Source organism: Acidovorax sp. 99 (assembly GCF_003096455.1).
Classification (GTDB): Bacteria; Pseudomonadota; Gammaproteobacteria; order Burkholderiales; family Burkholderiaceae_C; genus Acidovorax; species Acidovorax delafieldii.
Genome location: NZ_QEKU01000001.1, coordinates 2,837,584 through 2,857,042, shown reverse-complemented (window position 1 = coordinate 2,857,042; position 19,459 = coordinate 2,837,584). Strand labels below are relative to the sequence as shown.

Annotated in this window: 18 protein-coding genes; 12 read left to right on the top strand and 6 right to left on the bottom strand. The window is 64.0% G+C overall.

The window, feature by feature from the left end; translation table 11 throughout:
• Positions 1–118: 118 nt before the first annotated feature.
• Complete coding sequence (locus tag C8C95_RS13345; RefSeq protein WP_015012492.1) at positions 119–541, top strand: acyl-CoA thioesterase; 423 nt, start codon at positions 119–121, stop codon at positions 539–541.
• A 73-nt stretch (positions 542–614) separates the two neighbouring features.
• Here C8C95_RS13345 and C8C95_RS13340 read toward each other — a convergent pair whose 3' ends face one another.
• The 3 genes from C8C95_RS13340 to C8C95_RS13330 all read right to left on the bottom strand — a co-directional run bounded on the left by C8C95_RS13340 (position 615) and on the right by C8C95_RS13330 (position 2,711).
• Positions 615–1,172, bottom strand: a complete 558-nt coding sequence (locus C8C95_RS13340) for a polymer-forming cytoskeletal protein (RefSeq protein ID WP_116748903.1) — start codon at positions 1,170–1,172, stop codon at positions 615–617.
• Positions 1,173–1,322: 150 nt separating this feature from the next.
• The gene (locus tag C8C95_RS13335; RefSeq protein WP_056059361.1) at positions 1,323–1,808 is read right to left on the bottom strand and encodes a thioesterase family protein; all 486 of its coding nucleotides are present in this window, start codon (positions 1,806–1,808) and stop codon (positions 1,323–1,325) included.
• A gap of 105 nt (positions 1,809–1,913) precedes the next feature.
• Complete coding sequence (locus C8C95_RS13330) at positions 1,914–2,711, bottom strand: crotonase/enoyl-CoA hydratase family protein (protein ID WP_116748902.1); 798 nt, start codon at positions 2,709–2,711, stop codon at positions 1,914–1,916.
• A gap of 291 nt (positions 2,712–3,002) precedes the next feature.
• Between C8C95_RS13330 and C8C95_RS13325 the strand changes: the two genes are divergently transcribed.
• From C8C95_RS13325 to C8C95_RS13295, 7 genes are all read left to right on the top strand, one after another.
• The gene (locus C8C95_RS13325; protein ID WP_056059365.1) at positions 3,003–3,878 is read left to right on the top strand and encodes a branched-chain amino acid ABC transporter permease; all 876 of its coding nucleotides are present in this window, start codon (positions 3,003–3,005) and stop codon (positions 3,876–3,878) included.
• Positions 3,879–3,881: 3 nt separating this feature from the next.
• Positions 3,882–4,958: a branched-chain amino acid ABC transporter permease gene (locus tag C8C95_RS13320; RefSeq protein ID WP_057229158.1), complete on the top strand. Its 1,077-nt coding sequence runs from the start codon at positions 3,882–3,884 to the stop codon at positions 4,956–4,958.
• A gap of 210 nt (positions 4,959–5,168) precedes the next feature.
• Complete coding sequence (locus C8C95_RS13315) at positions 5,169–6,008, top strand: ABC transporter ATP-binding protein (protein WP_116748901.1); 840 nt, start codon at positions 5,169–5,171, stop codon at positions 6,006–6,008.
• Between the two features lie 61 nt (positions 6,009–6,069).
• Positions 6,070–6,888: an ABC transporter ATP-binding protein gene (locus C8C95_RS13310; RefSeq protein WP_116748900.1), complete on the top strand. Its 819-nt coding sequence runs from the start codon at positions 6,070–6,072 to the stop codon at positions 6,886–6,888.
• Positions 6,889–6,894: 6 nt separating this feature from the next.
• The gene (locus C8C95_RS13305; RefSeq protein ID WP_116748899.1) at positions 6,895–8,751 is read left to right on the top strand and encodes a long-chain fatty acid--CoA ligase; all 1,857 of its coding nucleotides are present in this window, start codon (positions 6,895–6,897) and stop codon (positions 8,749–8,751) included.
• 119 nt (positions 8,752–8,870) lie between these two features.
• On the top strand, positions 8,871–10,037 hold the full coding sequence (locus tag C8C95_RS13300) for an ABC transporter substrate-binding protein (RefSeq protein ID WP_116748898.1): 1,167 nt from the start codon (positions 8,871–8,873) through the stop codon (positions 10,035–10,037).
• A 127-nt stretch (positions 10,038–10,164) separates the two neighbouring features.
• On the top strand, positions 10,165–11,328 hold the full coding sequence (locus tag C8C95_RS13295; protein WP_116748897.1) for an acyl-CoA dehydrogenase family protein: 1,164 nt from the start codon (positions 10,165–10,167) through the stop codon (positions 11,326–11,328).
• A 72-nt stretch (positions 11,329–11,400) separates the two neighbouring features.
• Here the strand turns inward: C8C95_RS13295 and C8C95_RS13290 are convergent, their stop codons facing one another.
• Positions 11,401–11,703, bottom strand: a complete 303-nt coding sequence (locus C8C95_RS13290) for a hypothetical protein (RefSeq protein ID WP_225581100.1) — start codon at positions 11,701–11,703, stop codon at positions 11,401–11,403.
• A 145-nt stretch (positions 11,704–11,848) separates the two neighbouring features.
• Here C8C95_RS13290 and C8C95_RS13285 point away from each other — a divergent pair, with 145 nt between their 5' ends.
• Positions 11,849–13,054 carry an acetyl-CoA C-acetyltransferase gene (locus C8C95_RS13285; protein WP_116748896.1) on the top strand — a complete coding sequence of 402 codons (1,206 nt, stop codon included), beginning with the start codon at positions 11,849–11,851 and terminating at the stop codon, positions 13,052–13,054.
• A gap of 23 nt (positions 13,055–13,077) precedes the next feature.
• Complete coding sequence (locus C8C95_RS13280; RefSeq protein WP_116748895.1) at positions 13,078–15,249, top strand: 3-hydroxyacyl-CoA dehydrogenase NAD-binding domain-containing protein; 2,172 nt, start codon at positions 13,078–13,080, stop codon at positions 15,247–15,249.
• A gap of 97 nt (positions 15,250–15,346) precedes the next feature.
• Here C8C95_RS13280 and C8C95_RS13275 read toward each other — a convergent pair whose 3' ends face one another.
• Together C8C95_RS13275 and C8C95_RS13270 are read right to left on the bottom strand one after the other, a co-directional pair.
• The gene (locus C8C95_RS13275) at positions 15,347–15,982 is read right to left on the bottom strand and encodes a LysE family translocator (protein ID WP_116748894.1); all 636 of its coding nucleotides are present in this window, start codon (positions 15,980–15,982) and stop codon (positions 15,347–15,349) included.
• A gap of 207 nt (positions 15,983–16,189) precedes the next feature.
• Positions 16,190–16,882: a Crp/Fnr family transcriptional regulator gene (locus C8C95_RS13270; protein WP_116750281.1), complete on the bottom strand. Its 693-nt coding sequence runs from the start codon at positions 16,880–16,882 to the stop codon at positions 16,190–16,192.
• Positions 16,883–16,987: 105 nt separating this feature from the next.
• Between C8C95_RS13270 and C8C95_RS13265 the strand changes: the two genes are divergently transcribed.
• Both C8C95_RS13265 and C8C95_RS13260 read left to right on the top strand, forming a co-directional pair.
• Complete coding sequence (locus tag C8C95_RS13265; RefSeq protein ID WP_116748893.1) at positions 16,988–17,737, top strand: nitroreductase; 750 nt, start codon at positions 16,988–16,990, stop codon at positions 17,735–17,737.
• On the top strand, positions 17,734–19,458 hold the full coding sequence (locus C8C95_RS13260) for an AMP-binding protein (protein ID WP_116748892.1): 1,725 nt from the start codon (positions 17,734–17,736) through the stop codon (positions 19,456–19,458). Before C8C95_RS13265 ends, C8C95_RS13260 begins: the two co-directional genes overlap by 4 nt.
• Position 19,459: the final 1 nt, after the last annotated feature.

Below are 19,459 nucleotides of genomic sequence, written 5' to 3'. Positions count from 1 at the left end.
TTCCGGTTGTTGTTTTTACCGACCTGGCTGATGCCCAGGTGGCTTTTTCAGGGCGCGAGGCCTTGTGAAACCACCGGTTTCCCCAAGGATTGGCTCAGCCCCAACCGAGATTGTGCCCATGTCTGCCGTTTTCAGCCCACCACCCGCCGCATTGCCCACCGACAAGGAGCTGGTGCTCAAGGTCATCCCCATGCCCGCCGACACCAACGGCAATGGCGACATCTTTGGCGGATGGGTGATGGCGCAGGTCGACCTGGCGGGCTCCGTGCTGCCCGCGCGCTACATCCAGGGCCGCATGGCCACGGTGGCGGTCAATGAATTCATCTTCAAGCAGCCCGTGCGCGTGGGCGACATCCTGTCGTTCTTCTCGGCCATCACGCGGGTGGGCAACACCTCAGTCACCGTTGAGGTGGAGGTGTATGCCGAGCGTTTTTCTGCCCAGGGTCAGTATGTGAAAGTGACGGAGGCGCGCCTGACGTACGTGGCCATCGACCACCAGGGCAGGCCGCGCCCGGTGCCCAAGCACAACGCGCCTGCGTAAGCGGATTCGTAGCAGCCCAGGTGGGTGGGCCGCGCCGGGCGGCGCCCACCCGCGCAACGGCCCAGGGCTTGGATCAAGCCGCCAACGCGGCGGGCTCTGCCCTCAATGGCGCTGCGGCGCGCTGTGCACTGCTGGACGAGGAGGTAGAAAACCCAGCCTCGATCTCACCTGCCAGCTGTCCACCCTCTTCCACCACCAGTTTGCCGTAGCGGATCTTGCCGTTGACCTTGCCGGTGCTGTAGATCACCAGCTTTTGCCGCACGGTGAGCGTGCCGTTGAACTCGCCGTGGATCTCGGCAATATCGATCTCGGCCGAGCCCTTGAAGGCGCCGTGCTCGGAGATCTGGATCACGCGCGAATCCATCGTGGCCTCGACCGTGCCTTCGACCACGAGCGTGTCGCAGTCGGTGATCTCCACGCCCTTGAGCTTGATGTTCGGGCCCACCGTGAGCTTGCTGCCCGAGCTGTCGCTGGCACTGGCCGACTTGGGGGCAGACGGAGCAGGCACCGGCTGCGCAGATGCGGCGCTGCTGGCCGCCGTGCCGCCCAATACGGAGCCTGAGGTGGTGCTGCTGCGGGGTTGGAACGACTCGGGTTCACGCTTGCCAAAGAAAGGGTTTTGCACGGCCATCAGATCTCCTTGAAAAGAGAGTCATCGTAGGTTTCGTGCCCCTGGAAAGATGCCTTCGTTACGCAAGAACGGTAACCAAACGGTTCTCTCGTAGCATGCGCTTGCAAGGCTTGCGGGATCACACATCCCGCGCACGGCAGCACGCCCGGATCAAGAAACGATGTACGCCGCAGCCCCCGCCGACATGATCTGCCCATCCGGCCCCAGAAACTCCATGCGTGTCGTGGCGACACGCGATCCCAGCCGCAACACCTGCGCGCGCAGCTCAAAGTGGCTGCCAATGCCCGGGCGCAGGTAGTCGATGCGCAGGTCGATGGTGCCCAGCTTGGCAAAGCGGTGCAGGCGCTGCTCGGGCGGCTCGTCCAGGTGCTTGGCGCCAATCGCAGCCATCACGGCCAGGCCGCCCATGGCGTCGAGCCCCGCACTGATCACGCCACCGTGAATGCGGTTGTAGGCGTAGTGCCCCACCAGGTCGGGCTTCATGTCAATGCGTCCCACCACGCCGTCAGGCGCCAGGGCGGTTACTTTGAGCCCCAGGACCTGGTTGAACACGATCTTTTCTTCAAAGATGGACTTGAGCCCGGCGATGAACTCGGGCTCGAAAGCCTGTGGCTGGGGGGAAATGGTTTTGCTCATGGTGTGCTGTGTGCGGACCTGCAGCGCGCTGCGCCCACCGGTCCGATGACTCCTGTTTTTATAGCTGCTGGCGCTTGATACACCAGCACCTGGAGGCATTTTGGCTTAAAACTGGCCGTGGCGTCCCTGCCCAGCCACAAACCGCGAGGCGCCACGCAGCGCGTCGGCCAGGCATTTGCGGCCACCCGCCCACTCCTGCAGCAAGGCCTGCTGCAAAGGCAAGCCCTCGGCGGCCAGCGCGCTGGCGCGGTCTGCACGCAGGGTGGCCTGCGGGAAGGCGGCCAACTGATGTGCCAGCGCCAGGGCGGCCTCCAGCGCCTGCCCGGCAGGCACCACGCGGTTGCACAGCCCCATGCGCAGGGCTTCGGCAGATTCCACCTTGCGCCCGGTCAGGATCAGGTCGAGCGCGTGCGACAGTCCGACAAGGCGCGGCAGGCGCACGGTGCCGCCATCGATCAGCGGCACGCCAAAACGGCGGCAGAACACGCCCATGTAGGCGTCCTCCGCCATCACGCGCAGGTCGCACCACAGTGCCAGCTCCATGCCGCCGGCCACAGCGGCGCCTTCGATCGCTGCGATCACCGGCTTGGACAGATGCAGGCGACTCGGCCCCATGGGCCCAGGCGGGTGGACCGCATCGGCCGTGAAGTCCAGCGTCTCGGCGAGCGCCTCGGGCGCAACGCCGTCGGCCAGCAGACGCGCGCCCGACTGCAGATCCCAACCCGCACAAAAATGCCCGCCAGCGCCCTGGAACACCGCCACATTGGCGCTTTCATCGCGCTCAAAGGCCAGAAAGGCCGCATGCAGCGCGCGGGCGGTGTGGGCGTCCACCGCGTTGCGCACATCAGGCCGGCGCAATGTCACCAGCGTGACACCGCCTTGCGTTTCAACCTCTACGGACATGCGGCTCTCCTGTGGTCCGGTGCTCAGAACCTGTTCACCCACCCGACGTTACTCCTATTGCGCAGGGTGCAGCGCTGCGTCAATATCCGCCGCTACCCGCTCGCCCACCCCATCAGGGTTAGCCCCGAGTGCGGTATGCACAGCACGCGTGCACCATTATTTATGCAAAGCAATCGCTTTGTAAAAATATTCTGCAGGACCTGCGCAAGCAACGATGCACCTGGCACATGCCCACAAGGCATACGCCCCGCTCTTACCCGCTTTGCGTATCACTTATTCTGGAGAGCCAGTGTGCAATTTGTGCAACTGTTGATCAGCGGTGTCTCCCAGGGGTGCATCTACGGCCTGATCGCGCTGGGCTTCGTGCTCATCTACAAGGCCACGGAGACCGTGAGCTTCGCCCAGGGCGAACTCATGATGCTCGGCGCTTTCTGCGGGCTGGCACTCATGACGGTGCTGGGCTTTCCCTTCTGGGTGGCCGTGCTCGCCAGCATCCTGGCCATGGGCTGCTTTGGCGTGGTGCTGGAGCGCGCCGTGATCCGTCCCATCCTGGGCCAGCCCGCCTTCTCCATCGTCATGCTCACCATCGGCATCGGCTACGTGCTGCGTGGGCTGGTGACCATGATCCCCAACATCGGCACGGAAACTCACACGCTGCCCGTGCCCTACAAGGACTTGTCGTTTCGCCTCGGTGCGCTGGTGCTCAACGCCGAGCAGCTGGTGGTGATCGGCGCCACGGGCGTGTTGTGTGTGCTGCTGTTTGCCATGTTCCGCTACAGCAAGCTGGGCATCGCCATGCAGGCGTCGTCCCAGAACCAGCTGGCCGCCTACTACATGGGCATTCCGGTGCAGCGGCTCAACGGTCTGGCCTGGGGCCTGGCCGCCGCTGTGGCGGCGGTGGCAGGCTTGCTGCTGGCGCCCATTACCTTCGTGCACGCCAACATGGGGCTGATCGGCCTCAAGGCATTCCCGGCCGCTGTGGTGGGCGGCTTTGGCAGTTTGCCGGGCGCCATCGTCGGCGGACTGGTGATCGGCATCGTCGAATCGCTCTCGGGCTTCTATCTTCCCGATGGGTTCAAGGACACGGCCGCGTACATCGTGGTGCTGATCATGCTGATGGTCAAACCCAACGGACTGTTCGGCGAGAAGCTGAGAAAGAAAGTCTGACCCATGCGCTTTCTCTTCAAGACCTCGTACGAGCAAGACATTCGCCTCGCCAAGCATGGCGGGCATGTGTTCTGGTACAGCCTGCTGTGCCTGGCGCTGGTCGCCGCGCCCTGGGTGGCGCCGGAGTACTGGCTGGCGCAGCTCACCTTTGTGCTCATCTACGCCATCGTGGGCCTGGGGCTGATGCTGCTGGCGGGCTTCACCGGCTTGTTCTCGCTGGGGCACGCAGCTTTTCTGGGCGTGGGGGCGTATACGCAGGCGGTGCTCACGGGCATGGGCTGGCCGTTTGCGCTGTCGCTGGCCTGCGCTGCGGGGCTGTCGGCCGCAGTGGGCGTGGTGGTAGGGCTGCCCGCGTTGCGCGTCAAGGGCATCTACCTGGGCATGGCCACGCTGTCGTTCGGGTTCATTGTGGAAGAAGTGTTTGCGCGCTGGGAGTCGGTGACCGGTGGCAACTCAGGCAAGCACCTAGTGCCGCCACAAATCGCGGGCTACTCGTTCGAGACCACGGAGTCGTTCTACTTTTTGTGCCTCGTGATTGCGGTGGTCAGCACGCTGGCCATCCTGAACCTGCTGCGCTCGCCCACGGGCCGCGCGTTTGTCGCCATCCGTGATTCAGAGATCTCCGCACAGAGCATGGGCATTCACCTCGCGCGCTACAAGACGCTGTCGTTCTCCATATCGGCCGCACTGGCAGGCGTCGGCGGTGCGTTGTACGCGCACAAGCTGCAGTTCATCTCGCCCGACCAGTTCAACATCCTGCAGTCCATCGACCTGCTGCTGATGATCGTGATCGGCGGGCTGGGCTCGGTGCATGGCGCCTTTCTGGGCGCAATTTTCCTGATCTCCATGCCACAGCTCATCTCCCTGGGCAAGGACTGGCTGCCGGACTCCATCGGCCAGTCACCCGGCCTGCAGGCGGTGGTGTACGGCGTCGTGCTGATCGCGTTTGTGCTGTTCGAGCCCATGGGTCTGTACGGCCGCTGGCTCAAGGTGCGCACCTGGCTGCAGATGTTCCCGTTCTACCGCAAGGGCTTGTTCAAGCGGCAGAAGTCGTTCCAGAAATCAGATCGCTTGAAATGAAGCCCCCCCTGAGTCGCCTCGCGCCTTCCCCCTCTCTCGATTCGCTGCGCGATTCGGGAGGGGAACGCCCCCAGCGCACGCAAGCGAAGCGCCGCACGCGCGGCTTGGCGGCCCTTGCGCGGGGGCACTGGCCTCGGTCACGCCAGTCGCAAAGGCTGCGGACGGCATTCAGCACACTGGACCTGTGAAATGACCCCAATTGCTGTACCCATGACTGACGAAATCCTGCTCAGCGCCCAGAACCTCAGCGTGCGCTTTGGCGGCGTGCTCGCGGTCAACAACGTGAGCTTTGACGTGCGCCGTGCAGAGGTGTTCACCCTCATCGGCCCCAACGGCGCGGGCAAGACGACGGTGTTCAACCTGATCAGCCGCATCTATACGCCCACCACCGGCACCATCGCCTATGCGGGCCCGGGCGGGGCCCTGCTGCCACTGACCGACCAGCCGCCGCACAAAGTGGCAGGCCTGGGCATTGCACGCACCTTCCAGAACATCGAACTCTTCGAGCACGCGAGTGTGCTGCACAACCTGCTGATCGGCCGCCACACCCGACAGCACAGCAGCCTGTGGGCCGAGATGTTCTTCACGCGCAAGGTGCGCGAAGGCGAAGTTCAGGCCCGGGAGAAGGCCGAGCAGGTCATCGACTTTCTCGATCTGCAGCACTACCGCGACACCATGGTCGCCGGCCTGCCCTACGGCGTGCGCAAGGTGGTGGAGCTGGCCCGTGCGCTGTGCACCGAGCCGCAGTTGCTGCTGCTCGACGAGCCCTCGTCGGGCCTGAACGTGGAGGAGACTGACGACATGGCCTTCTGGATACAGGACATCCAGCACGAGCTGGGCATCACCGTGCTGATGGTGGAGCACGACATGTCGCTGGTCTCCAAGGTGTCCGACCGCGTGCTGGCGATGAACCAGGGCGAGGTCGTGGCAATGGGCACGCCGCGCGAGGTGCAGTCGCACCCCGGGGTGATCGAAGCGTACCTGGGCACCATCGACGATGTGAGCAACCTGCGCCGCCCGGCGGGGTCTCACATGGGGGTTCGGGCATGAGCGCCACGCCGGGCCGCCCCAAGCAAGCTCGCACCGCAGTGCGCAGCACGGAGGTTTCCTAATGAGCGCCGTACTTGCCGCCACCAGCACACCAGTTGCTGCAGCCGCTGACCAGCCCCTGCTGCGCTTGCAGAACGTGGAGAGTGCCTACGGCCCCATCAAGGCCATCCGCGGCGTGAGCCTGCAGGTGCGGCGCGGCGAGATCGCCGCCGTGCTGGGCAGCAACGGCGCGGGCAAGACGACGATCCTCAAAACCATCAGCGGCATCATCGACCCCCGCAAGGGCTCCATCGAATTCCAGGGTGCCGACATCACCGCCAACGATCCGGCGGCCATCGTGCGCCGGGGCCTCATGCATGTGCCCGAGGGGCGCGAGGTGTTTGCGCTGCTCTCGGTGCGTGACAACCTGCTCATGGGCGCCTACACGCGCAGCGATGCCGACGCCGTGGCCCGCGACATCGAAACGGTGTATGGCTACTTCCCCATCCTGAAGGAGCGCGCCGCGCAGGACGCCGGCCTGCTCTCGGGTGGGCAACAGCAGATGCTGGCCATCTCGCGTGCGCTCATGGCCAACCCCGAACTCATCCTGCTCGACGAGCCCAGCCTGGGCCTGTCCCCCAAGCTCACCAAGGAGATCTTCGAAATCGTGGTGCGCATCAACCGTGAGCGCGGCACCACCATCCTGCTGGTGGAGCAGAACGCCAACATGGCGCTCAACGCATCGGACTACGGCTACGTGCTGGAGAACGGCCGCATCGTGATGGAAGACAGCTGCGAGCGCCTGCGCGAGAAGGACGACATCAAGGAGTTCTACCTTGGGATGAAAGATGTCGGCGTGCGCGGAGAGCGGCGCTGGAAGAAGAAGAAGACCTGGAGATAAGCGCAAATGTCTAACCTCTGGGACCTCAATCACATCCAGCCCGCAGGCACCGACGTGCTCGCGGGCGACACCATCGCCGCCATGTTCTGGAACGCCGTGGCCGAGCGCGGCCCGCGCGTGTGGATGCGCCAGAAGGAGCTGGGCATCTGGAAGAGCTGGACCTGGGACCAGACGGCCGAAGCCGTGCGGGAGATTGCGGGCGGCCTGATGTCGCTGGGTTTTGCGCCCGGAGAATGTGCATCCATCCTGTCCAACACCAACATTGAATGGGTGCTGGCCGATCTGGCCGTGCTGAGCTGCGGCGGCGTAGCCAATGGCATTTACCCCACTGACGCGGCGGCGCAGGTGCACTACCTGAGCGAAGACTCTCGCACCACCGTGCTGTTTGTGGAAGACGATGAACAGCTCGACAAGGCCTTGGAAGTGCGCAGCAGCCTGCCCCTGCTGCGCAAGGTGGTGGTGTTCGACATGGAAGGCCTGCGCAGCCTGAACGACCCCGATGTGCTGAGCCTTGCGGGCCTGCGCGAGCTGGGCAGGGCCTGGAATACACAACACCCCGACGCGCTGATGCAGCGCGTCAAGGCCTGCCGACCCGAAGACCTGGCCATCCTGGTGTACACCTCGGGCACCACAGGCAAGCCGAAGGGTGCCATGCACACGCACGCCGCGCTCACCTACACCGTGCGCGGCTACAACACGCTGATCTCGCGCAGCGAGGCCGACGAGACCATGTGTTTTCTGCCGCTGTGCCACATCGCCGAGCGCATGGGGGGTGAATACTTCTCGCTCTATACCGGCGCGCGCCTGAACTTTGTGGAGAACCCCGACACCGTGCCCGAGAACGTGCGAGAGATCGCGCCCACGGTGTTCACCGCCGTACCCCGGGTGTGGGAGAAGTTCTATTCGGGCGTGATGATCGCGCTCAAGGAATCCACACGCATGCAGCAAGCGGCCTATGCCTGGTCGATTGGCGTGGGCACCCGCATAGCAGATCGGGTGCTGGCCGGACAGCCGGTGGGCGGTTTGCTGAAGGCGCAGTTCATGCTGGCGCGCTTTCTGGCACTCAACAATGTGCGCAAGCTCATCGGCATCCACCGTGCGCGCTTTCTGGTCACAGGCGCAGCGCCCATTTCGCCCGATCTGGTGAAGTGGTACCTGGCGCTGGGTGTGCCCATGCTGGAGGTGTGGGGCATGACCGAGACCTGCGGCGCCTCCACCGGTGTGCCTGCCAGCCGCATCAAACCCGGCTCCATCGGCCCCGCGGCCAGCTACAACGAGGTGCGCATCGACCCCACCACGGGCGAAATCCTGGTGCGCGGCCCCAATGTGTTCAAGGGCTATCTCAACCAGCCCGAGAAAACCGCTGAAACCATCGACCCCGAAGGTTGGCTGCACACGGGGGATGTGGGCCTGATCGACGCCGATGGCTACCTTCGCATCACCGACCGCATGAAGGACATCATCATCACGGCGGGCGGCAAGAACATCACGCCGAGCGAGCTGGAGAACGAACTCAAGTTCAGCCCCTACATCACCGACGCGGTGGTGATTGGCGACAAGCTGCCCTACCTCACGGTGATCATCATGATCGACCAGGAGAACGTGGAGAAGTACGCACAGGACAACGACGTGCCGTTCTCCAACTACGCCAGCCTGACCCGCACGCGCGAGGTGCAGGAGCTGATCCAGGGCGAAATCGACCGCGTGAACGCCAAGTTCGCCCGCGTGGAGCAGATCAAGAAGTTCTTCCTGCTCGACACACAGCTCACTGCCGAGGACGAAGAGCTGACACCCACCATGAAGCTCAAGCGCAAGCTGGTGCAGCAGAAGTACGCACCGCAGATTGAGGCGATGTACCGGTAGGTGCGCACATCACGCAACCGCAGGGCACGCCCATCAGGATAGGGAAAGTGCTGGTGCCCCACCCCGGGCATCGTTCTATAACGAGCAACCGATTTCGATCCAACCAAAGGAGACGTGCCATGAAGTTTCATCACATTGCCGCGCTGGCCATCGTGGCCATGGCCGGAGGTGCTGCACAGGCGCAGCCCAGCCAGGGCGTGAGCAAGGACACCATCACGCTGGGTTCCATCCAGGATCTGTCCGGCCCGCTGGCGGGCTTTGGCAAGCAGGTGCGGCTGGGCATGATGCTGCGCGTGGACGAGGCCAACGAGCAAGGCGGCGTCAATGGCCGCAAGCTGGACCTGAAGGTGGAAGACTCGGGCTACGACCCCAAGAAAGCCGTGCTGGCCGCGCAAAAGCTCGTGAACCAGGACAAGATCTTCATGATGGTGGCGCACATCGGCACGGCGCAAAACCTGGCCGCCATGCCCGTGCAGTTCAGCAAGAACGTGATCAACTTCTTCCCGGTGACGGCCGCGCGGGAAATGTACGAGCCCTTCCACAAGCTCAAGTATTCGTTTGCCGCCACTTACTACGACCAGATCCGCCTGGCAGCCCCCAAGCTCATCAAGGAAAAGGGCGCCAAGAAGATCTGCACCATCTACCAGGACGATGAATTTGGCCTGGAGGTGATGCGCGGGGGCGAGGCGGCACTCAAGTCCATGGGCATGGACTTCACCGAGAAGACCTCGTACAAGCGCGGCGCTACCGACTTCTCTTCACAGGTCGCCAAGATGAAGTCGTCCGAATGCGACTTCGTAATCCTGGGCACCATCATTCGCGAGACCATCGGCACGGTCGGCGAGGCGCGCAAGACGGGCTTCAACCCCACCTTCCTGGGCTCCAGCGCCGCCTACACCGACCTCATCCACAAGCTGGGCGGCAAGCCCATGGACGGGCTGTACGCCACCATGACGGTGCAACACCCCTACCTGGATGAAGCCAGCCAGCCCATCCGCTTCTGGGCCAACAAGTACAAGACCAAGTTCAACGAAGACCCCACCGTGTTCTCGGTCTACGGCTACAACGCCATCGATGCCTTCATCAAGGCGGCCCAGAAGGCGGGCCCCAACCTGAGCACCGACAGCTTCATCAAGGCCATGGACACCATGGTGATTCCGCCCGACATGTTCGGCAGCGCCGAGGGCACCTTTGGCCCACAAAAGCGCCTGGGCAGCGATCTTTCTCGCCTGTCGCAGATCACGGACGGCAAGTGGAAGGTGGTCTCCGACTACGTCAAGCCATGAGCGCCTGACCCGCCTCCTTCAAGCCGCCTTCGGGCGGCTTTTGCGTTTCAGGGGGTGCATCCGGGCTCAGTCGGTGGCAGAATTTAACCAAGCAGTAACTTTGCATAAATAAACTGGTTTCCCCACCATGATCGAACGCACCCTCTTCCAGCCCGACCACCAGGCCTTTGCTGACAGCTTTCGCCGCTTCATCGACAAGGAAGTGACGCCCCACCACGCCGCCTGGGAAGACCAGGGCTATGTGGCGCGCGAGGTGTGGAGCCAGGCGGGCGCCAACGGCTTTCTGTGCATGAGCCTGCCCGAGGAGTACGGCGGCGCCGGGGCCGACAAGCTCTATTCGGTGGCGCAGATGGAAGAGCTGGCGCGTGCAGGCACCACCGGCATCGGCTTTGGTCTGCACAGCGAGATCGTGGCGCCGTACATCCTGCACTACGGCACTGAGGAACAAAAGCGCAAGTACCTGCCGCAGATGGCCAGCGGCGCCGTGGTGGGCGCCATCGCCATGAGCGAGCCGGCTGCGGGCAGCGACCTGCAAGGCATCAAGACCACGGCCATCAAAAGTGCGGACGGATCACACTATGTGCTGAACGGCAGCAAAACCTTCATCACCAACGGCTGGCATGCCGACCTGGTGATCGTGGTCGCCAAGACCGACCCGGCGGCCGGGGCCAAGGGCACCAGCCTGTTGCTGGTGGAGCGCGGCATGCCCGGTTTTGAAAAAGGCCAGCGCCTTAAGAAGATGGGCATGAAGGCGCAGGACACGTCCGAGCTGTTCTTCAACGACGTGCAGGTGCCGGTGGACAACCTGCTGGGCGGCCCCGCCATGGAAGGGCGTGGCTTCATCTGCCTGATGGAGCAGCTGCCCTGGGAGCGCCTGCAGATCGCCATCACCGCCGTGGCCGCCGCCCAGGCCGCCATTGACTGGACGCTGGACTACGTCAAGCAGCGCAAGGTCTTTGGCCAGAGCGTGGCGTCATTTCAAAACACCCGCCACACCCTGGCCGAGCTGCAAACGCAGGTGCAGGTGGCCCGCGTGTTCGTGGACAAATGCTGTGAGCTGATCGTGCGCGATCAGCTCGATACCGAAACCGCCAGCATGGCCAAGTACTGGACGACCGACCTGCAGTGCAAGGTGATGGACGAATGTGTGCAGCTGTTCGGTGGCTATGGCTACATGTGGGAATACCCCATCACCCGCGCCTATGCCGACGCACGCGTCCAGCGCATTTATGGCGGCACCAACGAGATCATGAAAGAAGTGATTGCGCGGGCCATGGGCCTGGGCAAATAACGGAATGCACCGCACCGTGAATAACGCAGTGCACAACGCCCTTCACAACGTACCAGTGGGCGCCGAATGCCGCTACAGATACCAGGCGGCGCGGGCTTCTTCGGGACTCAGCGGCGCACCAGGGCGGCGGTCGGTGACATTCAGCCAGGAGCGCACACCCTGGCTGCCGCTCAGCGCGCGCATCAGCAGCAAGCCTGCGCCAATGCCGCGTATGGCCGCCGAGCTGCGGCTGGGCGCCATGAAGGCCGCCACCGCCAGCGCGCTGGATGCTGCCAGCACGACATGGTGCTCCAGCGCAAACCCTTCGCGCGTGTCGTCGTATTCGATGGCGCTGCGAGCGATGCGCTGCAATGCAGGGGATGTATTTCGTTCCATAGCCAGAAATGTAGATAGCAACCGCTGAAAGATAGTGCAAAAACCACTGCACCCGCGTCAGAAAGCACCTTGTAGTGGCGTGAGGCAGCCCAGCTGCTTTATCGCCGCACTGCTTGAAGTTTAGAGAAACCACCGGAGACCATTCATGACCGAAGCCTATGTATTCGATGCGCTGCGCACCCCGCGCGGCAAGGGCAAGAAGGACGGCACCCTGCACGAGGTCAAGCCCATCGACCTGCTGGTGGGCCTGCTGACCGAACTGCAAACGCGCCACCGCTTTGACACGGCGGCGGTGGACGACGTGGTCATGGGTATCGTCTCGCCCGTGGGCGAACAGGGCTCGGTGCTGCCCAAGGTCGCGGCGCTCAAGGCCGGGTGGGACTTTCGCTGCGCGGGTGTGCAGGTCAACCGCTTCTGCGCCTCGGGCCTGGAAGCCGTGAACCTGGCCGCGCAGAAGGTGCGCAGCGGCTGGGAGGACCTGGTGGTGGCGGGTGGCGTGGAGAGCATGAGCCGCGTGCCCATCGGCTCCGACGGCGGCGCCTGGGCGCAAGACCCCGCCACCAACTCCGGCACGCTGTTCGTCCCCCAGGGCATCGGCGCCGACCTCATCGCCACGCTGGACGGCTACACCCGCGCCGATGTGGACGCCTTCGCACTCGAATCGCAGCGCCGCGCCACCGCCGCTCGCGCAGCGGGCTACTTCAAAAATTCGGTCGTGCCTGTGCGCGACTTCATCGGCCAGACCATCCTGGCGGAAGACGAATTCATCAAGCCCAAGACGACCCTTGAAGGCCTGGGTGCGCTCAAGGCATCGTTCGAGCAACTGGGCGGCATGGGCTTTGATGCCGTGGCGCTGCAGCGCTACCCGCAGGTGGAGCGCATCCACCACGTTCACCACGCGGGCAACTCGTCGGGCATTGTGGACGGCGCAGCCGCCGTGCTCATCGGCAACGAGGCCGCCGCCAAGGCACATGGCCTGACGCCGCGCGCACGCATAGTGGCCACGGCGCTCAGCGGCGCCGACCCCACCATCATGCTCACCGGCCCCGTGCCCGCTGCCAAGAAGGCGCTGGCCCGTGCGGGCATGACCATCGACCAGATCGACCTGTTCGAAGTGAACGAGGCCTTTGCCGCCGTGCCCATGCGCTTCATGCGCGAGCTGGGCGTGCCCCACGACAAGGTCAACGTGAACGGCGGCGCCATCGCCATGGGCCACCCGCTAGGCGCCACGGGCGCCATGATCCTCGGCACCTTGATTGACGAGCTGCACCGCCGGGGCCAGCGCTATGGCCTGGCCACGCTGTGCGTGGGCGGCGGCATGGGCATTGCCACCATCGTCGAGCGAATCTGATTGACTGGGAAGGAGACAACAACATGCAAACCATCCGCTACGAACTCATCCCCGCCCAGGGCACCGACGGCGAAGTAGCCGTCATCACCTTTGACGAAACCAATTCCCCCGTCAACACCATGTGCCGCCAGTGGCAGCAAGAGCTGGGCGAGGTCACCGCACAGGTGCTGGGCGACCGCGAACGCCTGGGCACCGCGCTCAAAGGCATCGTGCTGGCATCCGCCAAGACCAGCTTCTTTGCCGGTGCCGACCTCAAGGCCACCATGCGCCTCACGCCCGCCGATGCGCCCAGCGCGTTTGGCGAGATCGAGCGCATGAAGAAGCACTTTCGCACGCTCGAAACGCTGGGCATCCCCGTGGTGGCCTGCCTCAACGGCGCGGCGCTGGGTGGCGGCTGGGAAGTCGCCCTGGTGGCCCACTACCGCATCGCCGTGGCCGACCCCAGGATCCAGTTCGGCCTGCCCGAGGTCACGCTGGGCCTGATGCCGGGTGCCACCGGCGTGACCAAGATGACGCGCCTGCTGGGCCTGATGGGTGCGCAGCCCTACATCCTGGAAGGCAAGCTCTTCAACCCCGCCGAGGCGCTGGAGCTGCAACTGGTGCACGAGCTGGTGGCCACGCGCGATCAGCTGCTGCCCGCCGCGCTGGCCCACATTGCCACCCACCCGCACGCCGTGCAACCGTGGGACGACAAGAACTACAAGATGCCCGGCGGCACGCCCGCCAACCCCAAGATCGCCAGCGCACTGACGGTGGCGCCCGCCATGCTCAAGAAGACCACGCGCGGCCGCTACCCCGCGCCCGAGGCGGCCCTGGCCGCCATGGTCGAAGGCGCGATGGTGGACTACGACACCGCCCTGCGCATCGAAAGCCGCTACCTCGCCCGCCTGATGACCGGCCCCGTTGCGCGCAACATGATCAACACGTTCTTCTTCGACATGAACGCGATCAAGAGCGGCAAGTCGCGCCCAGGCTCGGCCCCACGCTACAAGCCGCAAAAGGTCGGCATCCTGGGCGCCGGCATGATGGGCGCAGGCATCGCCTGGGCCCAGGCGAGCAAAGGCATCGCCACCGTGCTCAAGGACGTGAGCACCGAGAAGGCCGAGGCGGGCAAGGCCTACAGCGCCAAGCTCACCCAGGCCCGCGTGGACAAGGGCCGCATGACGGCCGAGGCGCAGCAGGCGCTGCTCTCCCGCATCACGCCCACCGCCAGCGCGGCCGACTTGGCGGGCTGCGACCTCATCATCGAAGCCGTGTTTGAAAGCCGCGACCTGAAAGCCAAGGTCACACAAGAAGCCGAGCCGCAACTCGCACCCGGCGGCTTCTTTGCCAGCAACACCTCCACCCTGCCCATCAGCGGCCTGGCCACGGCCAGCAGCCAGCCCGAGAAGTTTGTCGGCATCCACTTCTTCAGCCCCGTGGACAAGATGAAGCTGGTGGAGATCATTCGCGGCAAACAGACTGACGACGAAACCGTGGCCCGCGCGTTTGACTACGTGCAGGCCCTGGGCAAGGTGCCCATCGTGGTCAACGACTCACGCGGCTTCTACACCAGCCGCACCTTCGGCACCTTTGTGATGGAAGGCGCCGCCATGCTGGGCGAAGGCATCCCCGCCGCCGCCATTGAAAACGCCGCCATGCAGGCGGGCCTGCCCGTGGGCCCGCTGGCCGTGCTGGATGAAACCGCGCTGACCCTGAGCGTGCACGTGCTGGACCAGACCCGCGCCGACTACGCGGCCGAAGGCAAAACCTACACCGCCACGCCCGGCGAGCTGCTGGTGGAGCGCATGGTCAAGGAACTGAAGCGCCCCGGCCGCGCCGGTGGCGGCGGTTTTTATGACTACCCCGCAGGCGCCAAGAAGCACCTGTGGCCGGAGCTGAAGCCTCTGTTCGAAAAGCCCGGGGTGGAATGGAGCGTGCAGGAGATCCAGGACCGGCTGCTCTACCGCCAGGCCATCGAGACCGCGCTCTGCCTGAACGAGGGGGTGTTGACCAGCGTGCATGACGCGAACATCGGGTCGATCTTTGGGATTGGGTTTCCGGCGTGGACGGGGGGAGCCGCACAGTTCATCTACGGAACTGGCATCGACGCCTTCGCAGCGAAGGCCAAAGAACTGGCTGGGCGTCATGGTCGGGGTTTCGAGATTACCGAGCCAGTGCGAGCCGTGATCGAAAAATTCAAACCGTCCTACTGAAGGGCTCGCGATGTCGGGTCGCCATTCACTCGGTGACCTTGTCCCTGGGCTCCCGCCAGAGCCCAGCGCGTATTGCGGCAAGATCTTGGACCGGCGCCTAGCGCACCGCAATCATCCGAACACCCAGCGCGATGAACACGGTACCGGCTAGGCGGTCGAGCCATTTGCCCAACTGCGGCTTGCGATTGATCCACCCGCCGACGCTGCCGGAGAAGTACCCGAGGACGCCAAACAGCACTGCCGCCTGCGCAGTGAACAGCAGGCCCAGCAGCCCCAATTGCAATTCCATGCTGCCGCGCGAAGCATCGACGAACTGGGGCAGGAACGACAGGAAGAACAGCACGACCTTGGGGTTGATCGCATTGGCGACCAAGCCCTTGGAGAAGGTGCGGCGCAGCGAATCAACCGGTGCCTGACTGTTGCTGCTTCCCTCAATGCGCACAGCGCCTGCGTGGCGAAGGGCCTGGATGCCGAGCCAAATCAGGTACGCACCGCCTGCCCACTTCAGCGCGGTAAAGGCCATGGGCGATGCGACCAAGAGCGCGCCCACGCCAATGACAGCCAGCACGGTGTGGCTGAGGCACCCCAACGCGCAACCCAGTCCAAACGCGATGCCGGAACGTCGCCCCTTGGACATGCCGACGCTGAGCACCATGAGGTTGTCGGGACCGGGCGTGGCGGTCAGCATCACGGCGGTGAGCAGAAAGGCAAGAATTTGGGTGGTGGTCAACATGGGCGGGGTTTGCTGGCACAGCAATCGCATGGGGACGACGGTGCCTGAAAGAAAGGCGGCATCGGGGCTGCTGATGCAAAAAACGCTAACAGCTATCGTACTGATAGCGTACAGCCCTTATGACACAAGCGCTGGCGGGAAAAATCATGGGTATTCTAGGGCTGTGCAGATGGATCGCGCCCCATGCCGCGCCTTACCGATCCAAGGCTACACAGCAGCAGCGCCCCGCGCAAATTGCTGCAATCCCTCCAGTTGCATGACTTCAATCGCGCCATAACGGATGCGCAGTAAACCCAAGTCCGCAAGTTTGTGCAGCTCGCGATTCACGTTCTGACGCGACAGACCGCATAGCCGCGCCAGCTCTTCCTGAGAAATCACCAACTGACGACTGGTTGATGGGTACAGCTGGGGGTTGAACAATTCCGCCAGGCAGTAGGCAACACGCGTGGTCACGTCCTGCAGTCGGAAGCTCTCGACCAGCGCAACGTAGTGGCCCAGCCGGGCATTGAGCTGGTCAATCACCCAGCGGCTGAAGCCACGGCTTTCGTCGATGAGCATCAGGAAGGTGTCGCGCGGCATGAATGCCACGATGCAGTCGCTGATGGAGACCACCGCATACGGACGGTGCTCTCCCTTGAGCGCCGCACCTTCACCAAACCACGCCCCGGCTGGCACACCGGCAAACGTGGTGCTACGCCCGTCCAGGGCGATGGTGTCCACCTTGAGCATGCCGTCGATCACGCCCATCCAGTGCATGGCGGGAGAGCCGCGCAGGCCGATGGTAGAGCCAGCCGTGAAGCGGCGGACCGTTGCGGCATGGCGGACGCTGTCCATCTGCGCAGGCGTGATGTGCATGGCCCAGGGGGATGCATCCAGAAATGCATGCAGGCGGGCGTTCATATCGTTCGTGTCGAGCATGGCCAAGCCATTTTGCGGCAATCGACGCTGCGCGAATGTCTTACAAACAACTTTCAACGGCGCCCCAACTTCCTACCATGCGCCCCTATGAACCGACTTGCACCACCGCCTCCCATGGCTGCCGAGACTTTGCAAAGCGCTGTGGACTGGGCCATCAGCTCTCGGCGTTCCGTTCGCGCTTTTCTGCCCACGCCGGTGTCGCACGCCGAGCTGATCTCCATTCTGGAGGTTGCCAGGTACGCTGCGTCGGGCATGAACATCCAGCCCTGGCAGGTGCATGTGGTTACCGGCGCGGCCAAGCAGCGCTTGTCGGCGCGTATGCGCGCTGCATTTGACGACCCGCAACAGATGTCTGCGATGGATGAACCCTACGCCTACTATCCACGCGAATGGGTGGAGCCCTACGTTGGGCGCCGCCGCGAGGTGGGGTATGGCCTGTACGGCCTGCTGGGTATCGCAAAGGGCGACAAGCAGCGCATGCACGAGCAACACGCGCGCAACCTGCAATTCTTCGATGCGCCTGTGGGGTTGTTCATCACCATCGACCGACTGATGGAACGGGGCAGCTTCATCGACTGCGGCATGTTCATGCAAAGCATCATGGTTGCAGCCCGTGCACGCGGACTGGACACATGCCCGCAGGCGGTCTTCACCACGTTTCACCGCCTCATCGCACACGAACTGGCCATCACCGACGACCAGACCTTCGTCTGCGGCATGAGCCTGGGCCACGCCGATCCGAGCCGACCCGAGAACGCACTGGTGAGTGACCGCATCCCCGTGACCAGCTTCACTCGTTTTCACCACGCTGCCCCTGCCCAGGACTCCATGCCATGACCACCACGCCAACCCATGCCCCTGACACCACCGCCCACATTCCAGCCTCATCCCCCTACGCGAACGGCCTGGACCGCAATGCTGCCAACCATGTGCCACTGACGCCGCTGCGTTTTCTAGACCGCACAGCAGACGTATACCCAGAGCGTATCGCCATCGTCCATGGACGGTTCCGCCAGACATGGCGGCAGACACGGGAGCGGTGCTACCGGCTGGCGTCGGCGCTGGTCCAAACCCTGGGCGTGCAGCCTGGCGACACCGTATCAGTGCTTGCCCCCAACACCCCGGCGATGCTGGAGGCACACTTCGGCGTCCCGCTGTCGGGCGCAGTGCTAAACGCCATCAACTGCCGGCTCGACGCAGATGGCGTGGCATTCATCCTGCAGCATGGGCAGGCCAGTGTGTTGCTGGTAGACCGCGAATTCGCACCCTTGGCGGCACGCGCCCTGAATAGCCTGCCCGCCACAGCGCCACGCCCAAGGGTCATCGACATCCATGACTTACTGGCGCCCGAAGGGCCTTCGATTGGCGACATGGAATACGAGGCCCTTTTGCAAAGCGGAGACCCCGCATTTGGCGGAGTGTGGCCTGCTGACGAATGGATGCCCATTGCGCTGAACTACACCTCGGGCACCACGGGTGACCCGAAAGGAGTAGTACCCAGCCACCGAGGCACCTACCTGATGAGCCTGCTGCAGATGACCGACTGGGCTTTGCCCCGTGGTCCCATCTACCTGTGGACGCTGCCCATGTTCCATGCCAACGGATGGTGCTTTACATGGGCCATTACTGCAGCTGCGGGCACCCATGTCTGCCTGCGCAAAGTGACCGCCGCAAACGTGATGCGCGCCGTCGCTGAGGACGGGGTGGACCACTTTTGCGCCGCGCCTATCGTGATGGCGGGCATTGCCAGCATCCCCGAAGCAGAGCAGAAGCCATTACCACGGCGCGTTCGCGTTCTCACTGCCGGTTCTCCCCCGCCAGCCAGCGTGCTGCAGGCGGTTGGCGCCATGGGCTTTGAAGTCGACCATGTGTTCGGCATCACCGAAATCTCGGGCACCGCTGTGAGCTGCGCCTGGCAAACGGACTGGGACGACTTGTCAGCGGGCGAAAAGGCGCGGCTGCAGGCGCGTCAAGGCGTGCGGGCCGCAGCGCTCGAAGGCCTGAGCGTGGCGGATTCGAACTCGCTCACCCCGGTAGCACACGACGCGCGCAGCGCGGGTGAACTGCTGATCCGCGGGAATACGGTGATGATGGGCTACCTCAAAAACCCCAACGCCACTGCGCAGGCCTTTGCGGGTGGATGGTTCCACACGGGGGATATTGCCGTGGTGTGGCCCGATGGCTACGTGCAGATCACCGATCGATCCAAAGACGTGATCATTTCGGGGGGCGAGAACATTTCATCCATCGAGGTCGAGGATGTTCTGCACCGCCACCCCAGCGTACTGCACGCTGCCGTGGTGGCACAGCCGGACGACAAATGGGGCGAGGTCCCCTGCGCGTTTGTCGAAAGCCGTCCAGGAGCCGACACCGTGGACGAAGCCACGCTCATCGCGTTTTGCCGTGACCAGCTGGCGCACTTCAAATGCCCACGGCGCGTGGTGTTCACGGAATTGCCAAAAACAGCGACCGGGAAAATTCAGAAATACCTCTTGCGCGCGCAAGCCGGCAGCACACAGGCCATCACGCGGCTGGCGCAAGCCACGGCGTCTTGCTAAA

Bases quoted from the DNA above. Each gene is read 5' to 3' on its own strand.
- C8C95_RS13300 (WP_116748898.1), top strand. From the start codon at position 8,871: ATGAAGTTTCATCACATTGCCGCGCTGGCCATCGTGGCCATGGCCGGA.
- C8C95_RS13340 (WP_116748903.1), bottom strand. From the start codon at position 1,172: ATGGCCGTGCAAAACCCTTTCTTTGGCAAGCGTGAACCCGAGTCGTTC.
- C8C95_RS13270 (WP_116750281.1), bottom strand. From the start codon at position 16,882: ATGAACGCCCGCCTGCATGCATTTCTGGATGCATCCCCCTGGGCCATG.
- C8C95_RS13335 (WP_056059361.1), bottom strand. From the start codon at position 1,808: ATGAGCAAAACCATTTCCCCCCAGCCACAGGCTTTCGAGCCCGAGTTC.
- C8C95_RS13295 (WP_116748897.1), top strand. From the start codon at position 10,165: ATGATCGAACGCACCCTCTTCCAGCCCGACCACCAGGCCTTTGCTGAC.
- C8C95_RS13265 (WP_116748893.1), top strand. From the start codon at position 16,988: ATGAACCGACTTGCACCACCGCCTCCCATGGCTGCCGAGACTTTGCAA.
- C8C95_RS13320 (WP_057229158.1), top strand. From the start codon at position 3,882: ATGCGCTTTCTCTTCAAGACCTCGTACGAGCAAGACATTCGCCTCGCC.
- C8C95_RS13280 (WP_116748895.1), top strand. From the start codon at position 13,078: ATGCAAACCATCCGCTACGAACTCATCCCCGCCCAGGGCACCGACGGC.
- C8C95_RS13275 (WP_116748894.1), bottom strand. From the start codon at position 15,982: ATGTTGACCACCACCCAAATTCTTGCCTTTCTGCTCACCGCCGTGATG.
- C8C95_RS13330 (WP_116748902.1), bottom strand. From the start codon at position 2,711: ATGTCCGTAGAGGTTGAAACGCAAGGCGGTGTCACGCTGGTGACATTG.
- C8C95_RS13285 (WP_116748896.1), top strand. From the start codon at position 11,849: ATGACCGAAGCCTATGTATTCGATGCGCTGCGCACCCCGCGCGGCAAG.
- C8C95_RS13315 (WP_116748901.1), top strand. From the start codon at position 5,169: ATGACTGACGAAATCCTGCTCAGCGCCCAGAACCTCAGCGTGCGCTTT.
- C8C95_RS13310 (WP_116748900.1), top strand. From the start codon at position 6,070: ATGAGCGCCGTACTTGCCGCCACCAGCACACCAGTTGCTGCAGCCGCT.
- C8C95_RS13305 (WP_116748899.1), top strand. From the start codon at position 6,895: ATGTCTAACCTCTGGGACCTCAATCACATCCAGCCCGCAGGCACCGAC.
- C8C95_RS13260 (WP_116748892.1), top strand. From the start codon at position 17,734: ATGACCACCACGCCAACCCATGCCCCTGACACCACCGCCCACATTCCA.
- C8C95_RS13345 (WP_015012492.1), top strand. From the start codon at position 119: ATGTCTGCCGTTTTCAGCCCACCACCCGCCGCATTGCCCACCGACAAG.
- C8C95_RS13290 (WP_225581100.1), bottom strand. From the start codon at position 11,703: ATGGAACGAAATACATCCCCTGCATTGCAGCGCATCGCTCGCAGCGCC.